Genomic DNA, 14,481 nt, shown 5'->3' on the forward strand with positions numbered 1-14,481 from the left:
GATGTTCGAAATATCGAAAACATCTCATGCGGTATAAGCAAAATCAATAAGTTAAATTCAGCAAGAAAAGGTCTTGTTCGAAACAGGAAAATCGCTGATGTCAGGGATAACGCAATGGAGGCGACCATGGACAAGATCACGCATTCCAACACCCCTGTTCTCGAAAATTTCTGGATGCCGTTCACGGCAAACCGGCAGTTCAAGGCGGCTCCGCGCCTGCTCGCAGCCGCCGACGGCATGTATTACACCGATGTCGACGGCAAGAAGGTGCTTGATGGGACGGCAGGCCTCTGGTGCGTCAATGCCGGCCATGGCCGCAGGAAGATCGCACAGGCGGTCGAGCGCCAGCTCTCCACCATGGACTACGCGCCGACCTTCCAGATGGGCCACCCGATCGCCTTCGACTTTGCGGCAAAGCTCGCTGCGCATGCGCCGGGCGGTCCGGAGGCCGGGCTCGACCGCGTCTTCTTCACAGGCTCCGGATCCGAGTCGGTCGACACCGCGCTGAAGATCGCCATCGCTTATCAGCGCGCCATCGGCCAGGGCACGCGCACCCGCATCATCGGCCGCGAAAAGGGCTATCACGGCGTCGGCTTCGGTGGAATTTCCGTCGGTGGCCTCGTCAACAACCGCCGCGTCTTCCCGCAGATCCCTGCCGATCACATGCGTCACACTCTCGATATCGAGCGCAATGCCTTCAGCAAGGGCCTGCCGGCCCATGGCATCGAGCTTGCGGAAGACCTCGAACGGCTGGTCGCGTTGCACGGGGCTGAAACGATCGCCGCCGTCATCGTCGAGCCGATGTCCGGTTCTGCCGGCGTCGTCCTGCCGCCGAAGGGCTATCTGGAGCGGCTGCGCGCCATCGCCGACAAATATGGCATCCTGCTGATTTTCGATGAAGTGATCACCGGCTTCGGCCGCTTAGGCACCCCGTTTGCAACCGAATATTTCGGCGTTGTTCCCGATCTTGTCACGGCGGCGAAAGGCATCACCAACGGCACGATACCGATGGGCGCCGTCTTTGCCAGCCGCAAGATCTATGATGGCCTGATGACCGGCCCGGAAAACCAGATCGAGCTCTTCCACGGCTATACCTATTCCGGCCATCCGGTCGCCTGCGCCGCCGGGCTTGCGACCATGGAAATCTACGAGGAGGAAGGCCTGCTGACGCGTGCAGCCGAACTGGCCGAGGACTGGCAGAATGCGCTGCATTCACTGAGGGGCCTGCCGCATGTAGTCGATATCCGCAATCTCGGCCTAGTCGGCGCCGTAGAACTCGCGCCGCGTGATGGCGCCCCGGGCACGCGCGCCTACGACGTCTTCGTCGATTGCTTCCAGAAGGGCCTGTTGATCCGCGTAACCGGTGATATTATCGCTCTTTCTCCGCCGCTCATCATCGAGCGCGCAGAGATCGAAACGATCGTCTCCATGCTTGGCGATGCGTTGAAGCGGGCGGCCTGATAATTTCTGGACCTGACCGGCGCGGACAGCGTCGGTCAGGCTCGACAAGGATCGCCCTGCACATGCAAGGTTGGCTTCGAACCATCGATCTTTCCAGGAGCGATCGTCTGGGCGATATGATCGCTGAAGTCATCGGCACCCATAAGGTGGATAGTGCGATCGATGCAGTCGGCTTCGAGGCGCCTGGTCATTCAGCCGCGAGCGGCCGGTGATCATGCTCAATCAAATGATGGAGACGATACGAGCCGCCGGTTCGATCGGTATTCCCCGGCTGTATGTAACGGAAGGTCCCGGTGCCGTAGACAGTGCCGCGAAACAGGGCGGTCTGTCTCTGCGCTTCGGTCTCGGCAGGGCAAAGGTACTATCCTTTCATACGGGACAGACGCCGGTGTTGAAATACAATCGCCAGCTCAAGCGGGCGATCCTGCAGGACAGGCTGCCGATTGCAGATATTGTCAACTCCAGGATCATTTCGCTCGAGGATGCTGCACAAGGATATGAGAGTTTCGATCGAAGTGCTGCAACGAAGTTCGTGCTGGATCCGTATGGCGAGCTGACGAAGGCGGTGTAGAGTGGAAGAACTCACAGGATCATGGAGTGATCCCGAGATGGATACGGACCGAGCGCAGAGGTTGCTATCTCGGGCCTCGGTCTCGTAGAGTCGAACGTATAGGAGTTTGCCGGACAACAAAGTGGCGGCAAGAGCCAGAGACGGCATCAACTATCCGTCGACACGCCCGCAAGGTTTGTGCACCGCCATAGAGCATTTCCAAGCAAGGATGCGCCGCAGCACGCCTTGCAGAAGTTTTCAGATCATGTCCGGAAATGGCCAATCGGGTCGGAAAATTTGCGAAAATTGAGTGTCTTTGCTCTCTAAAGGCGGCTGCAAAAGCCCGATTATCGACGATAATGACGTATTATGTTGCCATTATACATCTATCCTTTACATATATGCGGGCATCCATGCGGAGGAGCTTCGTCATCGCTTCTTAAGCAACGGCGGCTTGACAAAGAACGCTAACCTGAAGAGATCGGATCAATGGCAAACTTTCTTGAGAAATGGACTTCAAAAAAGGCTGATAAGCCGAAGGCTGGCGCACGCAATGTTGTCGATACATTTCGTGCTCGAGTAGCGGAACAGAAGGCATATCTGGAGGAGTACGAGCGAGACGCTGCAGGCTTCAAGAAGTGGCGCTCCACTTGGTTCCAGCGTGTTCCCGGTGGCTTTGGCGTGACGGTCGGCCGCGACTCCATCAATGCCGGTCGTGGATTGAGCTACGTCGTTGTCGACACGGTCAAGGACGTGGCTGAGTTTCTCGATGATCTGGCCTTTCATGCGGAGAATGATGTCGGCTTCCAGCAGGCTCTCGAGCAGAACCGCCAACGTCGCGTCGCACTCCTGAACGCGGCAAAGACTGGAGGCAAGGCAACGGCTTCGAAGACGAAGGCGAAGGCTGCCAAGCCCGCGGCAGCGGTAAAGTCGGCCGCCGCCAAGCCTGCTGCTACCAAGGCAGCACCAAAAGCTGCGGCGCCCAAAGCTACCCGGACAAAGGCTGCTTCGGTTGCTGCTCCCGCACCGACTGCTGCCGAGGCAGCAAAGCCGAAGCGCACGCGCAAGACGAAAGCTGCAGGCGCAGCAGAATAAGACTAAGAAGCCCGCTTCATGCGGGCTTTTTCTTGCCTGGGACATGCTGATGTCATCGAGGGTGTGTAGTTGCGCCATCGAACAAGCATCATGGCGGATGTATCTTCGACATTGCCGGCCCCAGGAGTTAAACTGAACCGGAAGAGAGAAGCGCGCTCAATAAGGTGACTATGCGGCTATTGGTGCTGACATATTGATTGGAACTCCTAGCGCATCGGATCGAACCTGCCGATGGTCGGTGATGCTGCCAACAGACCATGCAGCAATCGTTGTAGTGAGTGCTTCGGGGCAGCGGCATAAGATCGCTACAGGCAAATGTGTTGAGCAGGACTTCTCCTTGAGCTGAGCGATCGTGGCGAGTGGGCAATGACGCTCCGCTCGGAGAAGGTTCATTCCATTCCATGCAGCAATCCGAAAGGAGCGGGTACAAGCCGCCTCTTTCGGTCGACCTCACCTCTTCTCGCTATGGGCCTTGATGGCGGTCGCGACTTCGTCCTTCGCCGGCTACATCTACCCGAAAGCGCGTACGTTGCGGCGGATCGTCTGCGGCGGCTGGCCCAGCACGCGCAGGAATGCGCGACGCATGCGCTCGCGATCGGCAAATCCGACTTCGGTGGCGATTTCGTCCATCGAATGGCGACCGTCTTCGATCATCAGTCTCGCAGCCTCCACCCGCATGTTCTCGATCGCCTTGGCGGGAGATTGGCCGGTTTCGCTGCGGAAGACGCGGTTGAACTGGCGCGGGCTGAGGCTTGCCGCCTCCGCCAGCTCCTCGACCGATACGATCTTGCGCAGGTTTCGTCCGGCAAAGTCGAGCGCGCGTTGAACACGGTCGGACTTCGGCTCCAGCTCGAGAAGCGTGGAAAATTGCGATTGCCCGCCGGCGCGGCGGTGATAGACGACGAGCTTTCGGGCCACTGCTCGTGCCAGCTCCTCGCCGTGATCCTTCTCGATCATCGCAAGGGCGAGGTCGATGGTGGCGGTCATGCCCGCCGATGTCCAGATGGACCCATCGATGATGAAGATTTTGTCTTCATCGACCTTCAGCGCGGGGAAGCGATCCCGCAGCTCTCGCGCAAAGACCCAATGTGTCGTTGCGCGGCGACCATCGAGCAGGCCGGCTTCAGCCAGAGCAAAGGCGCCGGTGCATGGAGCCGCGACGCGCCGGGCGGATTTTGCTGCCCGACGGATATAGTCGAGGATCGCCGGAGATGTCGATGAAACTTCCGTCGCCGCGCCTATGAAAAGAGAATCAAAGGCAGCGTCGCCAAATGCCTCCGTTTCGACACAGAACCCCGCCGATGAGCGTACAGGCCCTCCTGTTTCCGATAGCAGCGTTACACGATAGAGCTCCCTCTCACTCGCCAGATTTGCAACCTCGAAGGCGGTCACTGCGGTAAATCCCATGACCTGAAAGCCGGGGAAGACGAGAAATCCGATGGAATGCATGGCAAAGCTCACGGCTGGAAAAGGTGCTTATAGCATTTATCGGTCGCAAACGGCATCAATTTTCCACGATTCGAGCCATTATTTACCGTTCTGAATGTCTGAAAACGTGGTGAATATGACATTTAGGTCATCGGCATTCGCGCGTATTGTTATCGCAGCGGGATAGTGACGCCGCAGGACAAGGAATGGAAACAATGACAAATTCATCGGGCAAAGCATTGGTAACGGGCGCTTCTTCGGGCATTGGCGCCGTCTATGCGCACCGGCTCGCCCACCGGGGCTACGACCTCATTCTGGTGGCACGCAATGAAGACCGGCTTTCGGCAATTGCGGATCGGCTGCGTACAGAGACTGGACGCAAGGTCGAAGTGATCGCCGCAGATCTCGGCTCGCCGAATGGGCTGCGGCGTATCGAGCATGTGCTGAAGACGGATGAAGCGATTACGCTTCTCGTCAACAATGCCGGCTTTGGCGGGGCGGCACCCCTGCTGGAGGCCGATGTCAATAAGATGCAGCAGATGATCGATCTGAATGTCACGGCGCTCATGCGGCTGACCTATGCAGCGGTGCCAGGCTTTGTTCAGCGTGGTGGCGGCTCCCTTATCAATATCGCGTCGATCGTCGCAATCGCACCGGAATTGCTGAATGGCGTTTATGGCGGCACGAAAGCCTTCGTCCTTGCCTTCAGCCAGTCCCTCAAGCATGAGCTGGCGGACAAGAATATTCGCGTACAGGCAGTTCTGCCCGGCGCGACTGCAACGGAATTCTGGGCGGTCGCCGGCGTCCCCGTTGAACATCTGCCATCGGAGATCGTCATGTCGACCGAGGATATGGTCGATGCAGCGCTGGTTGGCTTTGATCGGGGCGAGCTTGCGACGATCCCCGCTCTCGAAGACGTCGATCTGCAGAAGGCATATGAAGATGCACGGCAGGCCTTGAAGCCCAATCTTTCGCGCTCTACCGCAGCTCGACGTTATCAAATGAAGTAAGAATCTATCGAATGAATAGCGTGGCCGGCATTCACATCATGCCGGCCGGTCATTCAAAAGCCATAAAACTGGTGAGGCTCGGAAAGGCAAGACGGATCAACAGGATCCAAGCATCGGCTGCATAGGATATCACGTAATACCACTTATGCGTCAGGATCTATCCCAGCCAGTATCGACGTCATTCATCAGGACCTGAATGAGAAGGTTCGCCGCGACCAAAGCAGATCTGCGAGGTTCAATGCGATGTATTCCATCCAAGACCGCACTCCCGTCTCCATCGTCATTGCGAACTACAACTACGCGCATTTTCTGAGGCGAAGTATCGACAGCGCGTTGGATCAGGATTACGACGATGCCGAGGTCATTGTAGTCGATGATGCATCGACGGATGCGACGGTTGACGTCATCGCCTCCTATGGCTCTCGAATAAAGACATGTCTGCGTGAGGTGAACGGTGGACATGCTGCAGCATTCAACACCGGCTTCGCATCCAGCCACGGCGAGATCGTGCTGTTTCTCGATGCGGATGATTATCTCTATCCGAATGCTGTATCAGAGGTTGTTGAAGCCTTTGAAGAGAAGACAGCCCAGGTGCAGTTCAGGCTGCATATCGTTGATGAACAGATGCATGTAAAGGATGTATTTCCGCCGGTAGAACTGCCCTTCGATTCCGGCGATGTCACTCCGGAGTTACTGCGGAAAGGCCGCTATCAGACGACGGTCACCAGCGGTCTTGCGTTCAAGCGTTCGGTGCTGGACAAGGTCATGCCGGTCCCGGAACCGGAGTTTCGCCAGGGCGCCGATGGATATCTTGCCACGGTTGCGCCGCTCCATGGTGAAGTGACCTCCATCGAAGATTGCCTCGGCGCCTATCGCATACATGGCGCCAATCATTCCGTCTTTGCCGAAAAGCTCGGTCAGCGCGCACGCTGGCGCATAGCGCATGACTTCCGCCGGTTGGAGGCCCTGTCGGATCAGGCAACGGAGATCGGATTGGACATGCCCGATGATGCCGGCCTGCGCGATCCCGTCCATCTGGAGGAGCGTCTGGCATCGCTTTGCATCGACAGGGACCAACATCCTGTTGCGAATGATTCCAGGCTCTCTCTTGCTATGGCCGGCGCGGTTGCCAGTCTCAAGATGAATGCGTCGCGAAAGCGTCGCCTGATGCTGGCCGGATGGTTTCTTTCGATCGGTGTCCTGCCTCGGGATATGGCAAAGACCATCCTCTCGTGGAAGCTTGTGGCCTCATCCCGGCCTCCGTTTCTGCTGCGTCTCTCGAAGACCATCAGGCATGCAATGGGATAACTGGATTCCGGGAGATATGGAGCATCTCGCGCCAATGGATCGACCGTGATCCTACTTGGCAATGCCTGATTTGCGCGAAGGTCCCATCAATGCGTCGACCACGGCTTGATGATGGATATTCCTGTCATAGCGGCTGTCGGTTGCAAGCTGCATCAAGCCGGCAAAGGCGCTTTTGGCGGGAGGTTTCTTGCCCTCGCCGCGGAGATAGGCAATCAGCCGGCGATAATTTGCATTCGTCTTGATCTCCAGCGGATTGCCGGCGCCCATCTTCTTCAATGGCCACCACGACCAGCCAATGCCGTTTCTTTCCTGCAATGCGACGGCGCGGGCATACCAATCATTATTGTTTTCGCCGGATTCACCGTTCCATAGCGGCATATCATATTGCTCGCGCAGTTTCAGGAAGGGTTCGATCGATTCCTGCGTCGTTGGGGTCCAGTATTTGTGGAAGCTGAGCGCCGTATTGCGATCGTCGATCGGCAATATGCCGGCATAATTGTTGCCCCAGCAATTGCCCTCGATAATAAGCATATGGTTGGTGTCGATCGCGCGGATGGCGCGAATGGTACGCTGATAGATGTCACGCAGCGGCCGGTTTTCGGTCTCGCGGCAGCCGCCCTTATCTTTCTTGTCCTGAAAACCCCAGTTCGGCTCGTTTAACAGATCATAGCCCGCGATCGTCGGCTCGTCCCTGTAGCGGCGCGCGATCTCGCTCCACAGCGCAATCATCATTGCCTGGTTCTTATCGCTGTGCCAGAGAGACGGCTTGTTCGGATTGCGATCGGAAATGGCGATGTCGTGACCCTGGCCGCCAGGTGCCGCATGCAGGTCGAGGATCAGGTACATGTCATTGGCTTTCAGCCAGCGGATCAAAAGGTCGATCCGCCGAAAGCCCTCCTCGTTCCAGACAATGTTCTTGGACGTGTTCTTGCCGTGCTTGTCCTCGATGAACAGGTTCCAGTGCATCGGCAGGCGTACGCTGTTGAAGCCCCATTTGCCCATCGCGTCGATATCGGCTTTCGTTACCGCATTCTCGCGCCAGGATCGATAGAATTGCTCGGTCCTTTTCTCGCCGATGACTTCGGAAATGCGGCGGCGAATGATGTGCTGCGCCTTCAGATTGGAAAGCCCCATCATATAGCCCTCTTGCACCATCCAGCCGCCGAGGCCGAGACCGCGCAGGATGAGGGGATTGCCCTTGCCGTCGACGATCCGCTGATGATCGGCGCGAACGAAACCCTCGGCCTGTGCCGGCGGTGCAAAAGACCCCAGGCAGAGAATGGACAGGCTGGCGAACAGCAGCAGAAAATGCCTCATGAATCCCAACTCGCGTGAAACTTTGGCGCCATGTGGGCAAGGTAGCGCGCAGAGGGCCAAAATCTCGTGACAGCATCTAGGCCGGTCGCTCCAATGGCGCGCCGAAGATGATTTCCTGATAGGCAGCAAGCAAGGCAGGTTCCTCAATGGAGCCATGATGGTGGAGCTGATGCCAGACGCCGTCGATCCGGGTGAACCAGCGTGTCGTGCGGATGCGAAGCTCGATATTCCTGTCGGCGGTGACGCAACTTCCCCGCTCCCGGCCAACGAATAGATGCCAGTCGTCGCCGCCCTGGCTGGTAAAATCATGGAATGCGACTTGGACTCTCGCCTTTCCACCAAACAGCTTCGCATAGCCTTCACGGATCGACGGCCATCCACGCCGGATGCCTCCGATCGGATTGTCCATGCTTGGCTTGTCGCCATCGGCCCAGTTGGCGGCGAGTGCGTCCAGGTCGCCGGCATTGAAGGCGCGATAGAAGCCGATGAGCGCATCGAGCGCACCACCATTCCCCATCATGTTTTCGCTGCCGGTAATTTCAGTCAAAAGCTTTATCATGTCATGTTCTCCTATTGTTAGGCGTCGGGACCTTGGGCATTCTCCTGAGGAGCGCGGACCAACACCGCAATGGTGAGGTCGATCGCCAAAGCGAGAACCATTGCGCCGGCTCCGATCAAGAAGAGGACCCTGTAGTTTCCGCCGGTTCGGGCGAAGATGAAGGAAAGTCCATAAGCCGCGGCCGCCTGAAACAGGGCAAAGAATACGGTTGCCAGGCTCCATGCGACCTTCTGCTGCGCCGGATGGTGCGGCAGCAATTCCGCGATCCTCCCGAGTATCAGGGGAACCGTACCGGTTACGAAGGCGCCGACGATCAGGCTTGAGGCGATGAGCCAAGCCTGCCCGAGACCAAAGGTGGGAATGGCGACTGCGATGGCCTCGAGAAGGAAGGCGAACCGCAGCGCTGCGGCAAAACCCGTGCGATCGGCCAAATGGCCGGCGAGGATGGGGCCGATGGTCGCGCCGAGGCCAAACAGCACCCAGTATTCCGCGCCGATCTGCAAGCCCTCTCCCAAGCCGCGGGCAACGAAATCCACGAGGAAGATCATATGCGGAACCCAGCCGGCGGCATTCAAAGCATATTCGATGTAGAGCGCGCGCAGCGTCCACTGTTTCGGGATATGCGTGGCATGATGGCTTGTGGCGGTGTGGGCAGCGATTTCGCGCGGCCATCCGACCCACGCGATAATCGTAAGCAGCAGCGATAAGGCGCCGAGGCTGAGCCATGTCTCACGCAAGCCCTGTCGCAGCAGCAGGGGCACCAATGTGCCCGATAGTGCGACGCCAGCGCCGATGCCCATGAAGATTATACCGCTGGCAAGCCCTCGGCGAGACGGTGCGATCAGCGGCAGGACGGTCGGCGCTGCCAGAACCATCAGGGCGCCGCCGGCAAGGCCGGCTGCAAAACGCCACGCAAAGAACCATGGAAAGCTGATAGGAAAGGCGCAGGCGAAGAAGGCTGCCGTTGCGGCAAGCATCATGATCCTGAGCGTCAGGACCGTGGAAGTACGCGCTGCGATCGTCCGCCCGAGCAACGCGCCGAGCAGATAACCGGAAAGATTTGCGGCACCGAGATAGGCAGCCGCCGGGGCTTCGAACCAATTGTTATCGACGATGGCGGGCAGGAGTGGCGTATAGGCGAAACGGGCAAGGCCGATACCGATCAGGCAAGCGCAGAATGCCGACAGGATGGCACGCCATGCCATATGAGCATCATGATGGTTCCTGTCGGTTTCGTGCGTGGCGGTTTCGGTCATGGGAACTCTCTCAACTATCTGTACTTGAGAGAATACGCCGTGCATTATATCATAAAAAATGAATTATTATGAGAGCAGTTATCTCTATTGGAGATAAGAGGAAGATGGACCTATCCGATCTTAGGGTATTCGAAGCAGTATCGCGGCACGGCAGCATGAACCGGGCAGCACAGGAGCTGCATACCGTTCAATCGAATGTGACAGCGCGGATCCGGGCATTGGAAGAAGAGCTGGGCGTCAGCCTGTTCCAGCGGCATGCCAGGGGCGTGTCGACCACGCCGGCCGGACAGCGAATTCTGCCATTTGTCGGCCGCATCACCAAGCTTCTGGCCGATGCCCGCACCGCCGCCAGGGATGATGGCGAGCCGGCCGGGACGCTTTCCCTCGGCAGCCTGGAGACGACCACGGCGCTGCGATTGTCGCCGCTCCTCGGCCAATTCGCCAAGACCTATCCACAGGTGCGCCTCGTCGTCGCGACCGGTACGACCCGCCGGCTGATCGACGATGTCGTTTCATGTCGGGTCGAGGGTGCCTTCGTGGCAGGTCCCGTCAGCCATCCCGATCTCGAGCAGGAGGTGATCTTTAAGGAAGAGCTCGTCCTTGTGACATCGCCCGCAATTCGCGGAATGGAAGATTTGGCCGGCATTGTCGATCTCAAGACCATCGTCTTCCAGATCGGATGTTCCTATCGGCAGCGGCTGGAGTCGCTTCTTGCCGATATGGGTATCGTCACCTCGAAGCCGCTGGAGTTCGGCTCTCTCGATACGATCGTCAGCTGTGTTTCGGCCGGCGTCGGCATCACTCTCCTTCCGAAAGGCGTCGTCGCTGCCACTGTCCGGGAGGGCAGGGTTGCAATCCACGAGCTCCCGCCGGAGCGGTCGCTGGTGGATACGCTCTTCGTGCGCCGGAAGGACGCCTATACGTCCAGTGCGATGACCGCGCTTCTCGATATGATCCGATCAACCCGTCCGACTAACTTGAAGCCATGATCTCCTGCCAGGCGCGATAGGCCGAAAGCACGGTTTCCATCTGCGCGGTATGGCCGGCGATGAATGCGTCGCCGTAAATGGTCTCGTCCGGATATTCGGTGATCAAGGTCATGGGCACCGTGTGGCGGTCGTCGATACTGGCGAGGCACGGGAAGCCGTTGATGATGCGGAAGCCGGTTTCGCCGGCATGGATTTCATAGAGTGCGATCTGGCGGTCGTTATAATCCAGCAGCCCCGGGATGGCGCCGAGGTGCCTGGTGACCTTGTCCAGAAGGTGCTCTGCCTGAGCCGCCCAGCCGGAATGATAACGGGCAATCAGGAAAAAGCCCTTCGGCAGCGTCCACATGGCGAAATTGCGTGGGACATAACCGGAGAGCGGCCGCGTCCATTCATGCGCCGGATAGCCATGCAGGTTGACGTGCAGCCGCGCGCCGCTCAGCCTTTCCGCCTGGAAGCGGATTTTCTTTTCGAAGAGATAGGGGCCGGCAGTCTCTTCGGTCCGATATTCGAGATCGTCGCCAAGCGCGGTGTAGCGGGCGGCATGATACATGTGGCGCGGGCTGTCTTGGCGCAGACGCTGATGAAGGGCGTAGCCATCCGGATTTTCCAGCGGCGAGATGGTGAAATGCGCACCTTCGACCCCTGCCAGCCGCCGCGCTGCCCGCAGCGCGCCCGCGCCGCCAGTCGTCTCGTTGGCGTGCTGCCCGCCGCTGATCATCACGGCCGCGTCGCTGCCCTTGATGTAGCGCGCTCGAACTGTGCGGCCAGAGCGTGTGACGGCCTCGAATGCTTCGCCGCCGATCTTGTTAAGCTCGGCCTCGATCTGCTGCACAGCAAGTGGTTCCGTTGCCATCTCGATCTGCTGTTCCGGGCCATCCCAATAGCGAGCCGTCAGTGGTTGCGTTTCCACTTGGACGGAAATCTGGCCAGAGGACTGCAGGATTTGCGGAACGATCTGCCCCGGCTTCAAGCCACGGTCGCCGAGGGGGCGGCCGGATTTCTTCTGGAAGAATTCGAGCAGCGAGAAATAGAAGTCTTCATGCAGCGCCTCGCGAAGGCTCATGACTTCGTCGCCGACGGGCAAGGCCTCGTCCAGCGCCGGCAGGGCAACGCGAATGTTCAGTTCCTCGAAATAGGGTTCGCTTGCGCCCCAGTCGAAGCGTGTGACCGCGGCAACGGTCTCCTCGAAGAGTTGTTCATAATCGGTGGCGAGCCGGTTGCCCGTCGCATTGCCGTCCGGCACGAGCCAGCCGGTCGGAGAAACGCTCGTTTCGCCGGCGGCATCGATATGGACGCGATTCGGCGCCAGCACCTTCAATTGGCGCTCTTCACCGGCTTTGCTTTTCAGCAGAACGTCATAATGAAAGTTGATGTCGGCTCGCGCGGTAAAGGTGATTTTGCGATTTCCCACCATTGCCGCGAGCGGATAGGCTTCTAGGCGGAAGCGATTGTCAGGTGCGTTGGGATGAACCGGGTAGCGGATCTCGATCGCATTCACATCATGCAGGTCGATTTCCTCGATGAAGGCATTGATCAGCGGCTTGTAGGCGCTGCGAATGCGAGCCTTTATACCTTTTTCCGCGAGCGTACGCTCAGCCTGCTGGCGGCTCTGACGATCATCGAAAGTCCATGCCTCGAAGTTCTGGCCAGGCTTCGCATCGGCAACAAGGCGCGATAGCGTGCGCTCAAAACGTCTCTCGAAAATCACGGTCATGATATCTACCTTGTCGTTCTGCCTGTTGGGTCGAGGCTGTCGCGCAGCCAATCGCCGAGGAGATTGAGACCGAGCACGGTCAAAAGGATTGCGACGCCCGGGAAAAGGCTCACCCACCACGCCGTCTGCAGATAGGTGCGGCCATCGGCCAGCATGCCGCCCCAGCTCGGAATTGTCGGGTCGACGCCCAGTCCGAGGAAGGTCAGGCTGCTTTCCAGGAGAATGTTGGTGGCGATGTTCAGCGTCATCAATACGATCACCGGTCCGATGAGGTTCGGCAGCAGGTGCTGGAAGATGATGCGCCAGTCTTTGACGCCGATCGCGCGTGCCGAGAGGATGAATTCCCGCTCGCGTAGGCTGAGCACGGAACCGCGCACGAGGCGCGCATATTGCACCCATTGCGATACGATCAGCAGGATGATCGTGTTGGTGAGACTGCCGCCGACAATGGCGATGAAGGTGATCGCCAGCAGGATGAAGGGCATGGCAAGCTGGACGTCGGCAAAGCGCATCAGCAGCATATCCCAGATGCCACGATAGTAGCCTGCGGCAAGCCCCACAAGCACGCCAAGCACAACGCCGCCAAGGACCGAGGTCAGGCCGACGGTCAGCGAAATCTTGCCGCCTGCTACGACGCGAGCCAGCACATCGCGGCCAAGGGGATCGGTGCCGAAAGGATGGGCGAGGCTGGCGAAGGGCCTTGCAAGCCTTGCCATCAGATCGATCTTTTCCGCGCCGCCTGGAAAAAGCACGTCAGAGAGCAGCACGGCAAGGCAAATGACAGCGGTGAGCAATACACCGAATATGAATTCGAAGCTGTAGAAGCGCGAACGGTGAGAAACTGTGGCGGCCATCAGCGTTACTCCGTGCGGATACGGGGATCGACGAGGCCATAGGCGATGTCGACGAGGAGATTGACGCCGACGATGAAGAGCGCCAGCACGGTGATTACGCCCTGCAAGACCGGGTAGTCGCGGGCGCCGACGGCGTCGAATGCCAGCGTGCCGAGGCCGGGCCAGTTGAAGACGCGCTCGATGACGACGATGCCGCCGAGCAGCCCGCCGAACTGGATGCCGAAATAGGTGATGAGCGGTATCGCGCAATTGCGCAGCGCGTGCTTGTAGAGCACCTTGCTTTCGCTAAGGCCCTTGGCGCGCGCGACCATGATATATTGCGATTGCAGCGTTTCCAGCATGGCGGTGCGCACCAGGCGCACATTGGTCGCCGTCAGGATGACGCCCATCGTTACGGCCGGCATGACGTAGCTCGAAATGCCGACCATGCCACTCGGCGGCAGCCAGCCGAGCGTGATGGAAAACAATAGCACCATCATCAGCGCCAGCCAGAAGTTCGGGAAGGAGAGGCCGAGGAGCGAGAGAACGCGGATCACCTGGTCCGCCGTCTTGCCGCGTGCCGTCGCCGCCTTGATGCCGAGTGGGATGGAGAGCGCGATCGATACCACCATCGAGATGAAGGCGAGCAGCAGCGTGGCGGGCAGGGCATTGGCGATCAGTTGCGAGACCGGTGTACCGCCGGTGAAGCTGCGGCCGAAATCGAGCGTCAGCAGCCCCTTCAGGAAGGTGAAATACTGCACGAGGAAAGGTTGATCCGTGCCAAGGGCTGTGCGGATGCGGGCAAGGTCGTCTTCGGTCATGCTGCCGCCGCCCTGAAACATCATCACGGCAGGGTCGCCGGTGAGGCGGATGGCGAATGAGACGAGAAGGGTGATGGCGATCACGACGAAAATCGCCTGAAGCAATCGCTTGATGAGAAAACCGGCCACGTTCTTACCCT

The 14,481-nt window shown here is 58.8% G+C and carries 12 protein-coding genes and 1 pseudogene; 6 read left to right on the forward strand and 7 right to left on the reverse strand.

The features are described 5' to 3' along the window. The first annotated feature begins 126 nt into the window (after nt 1-126). The 3 genes and pseudogenes from FBZ97_RS11525 (at nt 127) to FBZ97_RS11535 (ending at nt 3,106) form a co-directional block, all read left to right on the forward strand. Nucleotides 127-1,461 (forward strand): aspartate aminotransferase family protein, encoded by a 1,335-nt coding sequence (locus FBZ97_RS11525; protein WP_145319596.1) that lies wholly within the window; start codon nt 127-129, stop codon nt 1,459-1,461. Nucleotides 1,462-1,544: 83 nt separating this feature from the next. Continuing rightward, a pseudogene (locus FBZ97_RS11530) lies at nt 1,545-2,032 on the forward strand (formaldehyde dehydrogenase, glutathione-independent); the annotation flags it as partial. A gap of 468 nt (nt 2,033-2,500) precedes the next feature. Next, complete coding sequence (locus FBZ97_RS11535) at nt 2,501-3,106, forward strand: hypothetical protein (protein ID WP_145319599.1); 606 nt, start codon at nt 2,501-2,503, stop codon at nt 3,104-3,106. A gap of 510 nt (nt 3,107-3,616) precedes the next feature. Here FBZ97_RS11535 and FBZ97_RS11540 read toward each other — a convergent pair. After that, nucleotides 3,617-4,555 (reverse strand): GlxA family transcriptional regulator, encoded by a 939-nt coding sequence (locus FBZ97_RS11540; protein ID WP_113329321.1) that lies wholly within the window; start codon nt 4,553-4,555, stop codon nt 3,617-3,619. 194 nt (nt 4,556-4,749) lie between these two features. Here FBZ97_RS11540 and FBZ97_RS11545 point away from each other — a divergent pair, with 194 nt between their 5' ends. Continuing rightward, the gene (locus FBZ97_RS11545; RefSeq protein WP_145319601.1) at nt 4,750-5,544 is read left to right on the forward strand and encodes an SDR family oxidoreductase; all 795 of its coding nucleotides are present in this window, start codon (nt 4,750-4,752) and stop codon (nt 5,542-5,544) included. Nucleotides 5,545-5,787: 243 nt separating this feature from the next. Next, nucleotides 5,788-6,852, forward strand: a complete 1,065-nt coding sequence (locus FBZ97_RS11550) for a glycosyltransferase (RefSeq protein ID WP_145319604.1) — start codon at nt 5,788-5,790, stop codon at nt 6,850-6,852. Nucleotides 6,853-6,903: 51 nt separating this feature from the next. On the opposite strand, the gene FBZ97_RS11555 is transcribed toward FBZ97_RS11550, so the two are convergent. From FBZ97_RS11555 to FBZ97_RS11565, 3 genes are all read right to left on the reverse strand, one after another. Continuing rightward, nucleotides 6,904-8,169 carry a glycoside hydrolase family 5 protein gene (locus FBZ97_RS11555; RefSeq protein ID WP_145319607.1) on the reverse strand — a complete coding sequence of 422 codons (1,266 nt, stop codon included), beginning with the start codon at nt 8,167-8,169 and terminating at the stop codon, nt 6,904-6,906. A 76-nt stretch (nt 8,170-8,245) separates the two neighbouring features. After that, the gene (locus tag FBZ97_RS11560) at nt 8,246-8,728 is read right to left on the reverse strand and encodes a nuclear transport factor 2 family protein (RefSeq protein ID WP_145319612.1); all 483 of its coding nucleotides are present in this window, start codon (nt 8,726-8,728) and stop codon (nt 8,246-8,248) included. A gap of 17 nt (nt 8,729-8,745) precedes the next feature. Continuing rightward, on the reverse strand, nt 8,746-9,984 hold the full coding sequence (locus tag FBZ97_RS11565) for a YbfB/YjiJ family MFS transporter (RefSeq protein WP_145319615.1): 1,239 nt from the start codon (nt 9,982-9,984) through the stop codon (nt 8,746-8,748). A gap of 104 nt (nt 9,985-10,088) precedes the next feature. Here FBZ97_RS11565 and FBZ97_RS11570 point away from each other — a divergent pair, with 104 nt between their 5' ends. Then, a complete protein-coding gene (locus tag FBZ97_RS11570) occupies nt 10,089-10,973 on the forward strand; it encodes a LysR family transcriptional regulator (protein WP_145319618.1) in 885 nt (294 codons plus the stop codon). Here FBZ97_RS11570 and FBZ97_RS11575 read toward each other — a convergent pair. From FBZ97_RS11575 to FBZ97_RS11585, 3 genes are read right to left on the reverse strand one after another with little or no spacing between them, the layout of a single operon-like run. Next, complete coding sequence (locus FBZ97_RS11575) at nt 10,957-12,687, reverse strand: M14 family metallopeptidase (RefSeq protein WP_145319621.1); 1,731 nt, start codon at nt 12,685-12,687, stop codon at nt 10,957-10,959. The genes FBZ97_RS11570 and FBZ97_RS11575 overlap by 17 nt on opposite strands. 5 nt (nt 12,688-12,692) lie before the next feature. After that, the gene (locus tag FBZ97_RS11580; RefSeq protein WP_113329314.1) at nt 12,693-13,541 is read right to left on the reverse strand and encodes an ABC transporter permease; all 849 of its coding nucleotides are present in this window, start codon (nt 13,539-13,541) and stop codon (nt 12,693-12,695) included. A 5-nt stretch (nt 13,542-13,546) separates the two neighbouring features. Continuing rightward, nucleotides 13,547-14,470, reverse strand: coding sequence for an ABC transporter permease (locus FBZ97_RS11585; RefSeq protein ID WP_145319624.1), 924 nt, complete (start codon nt 14,468-14,470; stop codon nt 13,547-13,549). Nucleotides 14,471-14,481: the final 11 nt, after the last annotated feature.

It is taken from the genome of Rhizobium sp. ERR 942, from assembly GCF_007828395.1.
Classification (GTDB): Bacteria; Pseudomonadota; Alphaproteobacteria; order Rhizobiales; family Rhizobiaceae; genus Rhizobium; species Rhizobium dioscoreae.

Excerpts from the sequence above, each read along its gene's own strand:
- FBZ97_RS11555 (WP_145319607.1), bottom strand. The coding sequence starts at position 8,169 with ATGAGGCATTTTCTGCTGCTGTTCGCCAGCCTGTCCATTCTCTGCCTG.
- FBZ97_RS11565 (WP_145319615.1), bottom strand. The coding sequence starts at position 9,984 with ATGACCGAAACCGCCACGCACGAAACCGACAGGAACCATCATGATGCT.
- FBZ97_RS11535 (WP_145319599.1), top strand. The coding sequence starts at position 2,501 with ATGGCAAACTTTCTTGAGAAATGGACTTCAAAAAAGGCTGATAAGCCG.
- FBZ97_RS11570 (WP_145319618.1), top strand. The coding sequence starts at position 10,089 with ATGGACCTATCCGATCTTAGGGTATTCGAAGCAGTATCGCGGCACGGC.
- FBZ97_RS11540 (WP_113329321.1), bottom strand. The coding sequence starts at position 4,555 with ATGCATTCCATCGGATTTCTCGTCTTCCCCGGCTTTCAGGTCATGGGA.
- FBZ97_RS11580 (WP_113329314.1), bottom strand. The coding sequence starts at position 13,541 with ATGGCCGCCACAGTTTCTCACCGTTCGCGCTTCTACAGCTTCGAATTC.
- FBZ97_RS11545 (WP_145319601.1), top strand. The coding sequence starts at position 4,750 with ATGACAAATTCATCGGGCAAAGCATTGGTAACGGGCGCTTCTTCGGGC.
- FBZ97_RS11560 (WP_145319612.1), bottom strand. The coding sequence starts at position 8,728 with ATGATAAAGCTTTTGACTGAAATTACCGGCAGCGAAAACATGATGGGG.
- FBZ97_RS11525 (WP_145319596.1), top strand. The coding sequence starts at position 127 with ATGGACAAGATCACGCATTCCAACACCCCTGTTCTCGAAAATTTCTGG.
- FBZ97_RS11550 (WP_145319604.1), top strand. The coding sequence starts at position 5,788 with ATGTATTCCATCCAAGACCGCACTCCCGTCTCCATCGTCATTGCGAAC.
- FBZ97_RS11575 (WP_145319621.1), bottom strand. The coding sequence starts at position 12,687 with ATGACCGTGATTTTCGAGAGACGTTTTGAGCGCACGCTATCGCGCCTT.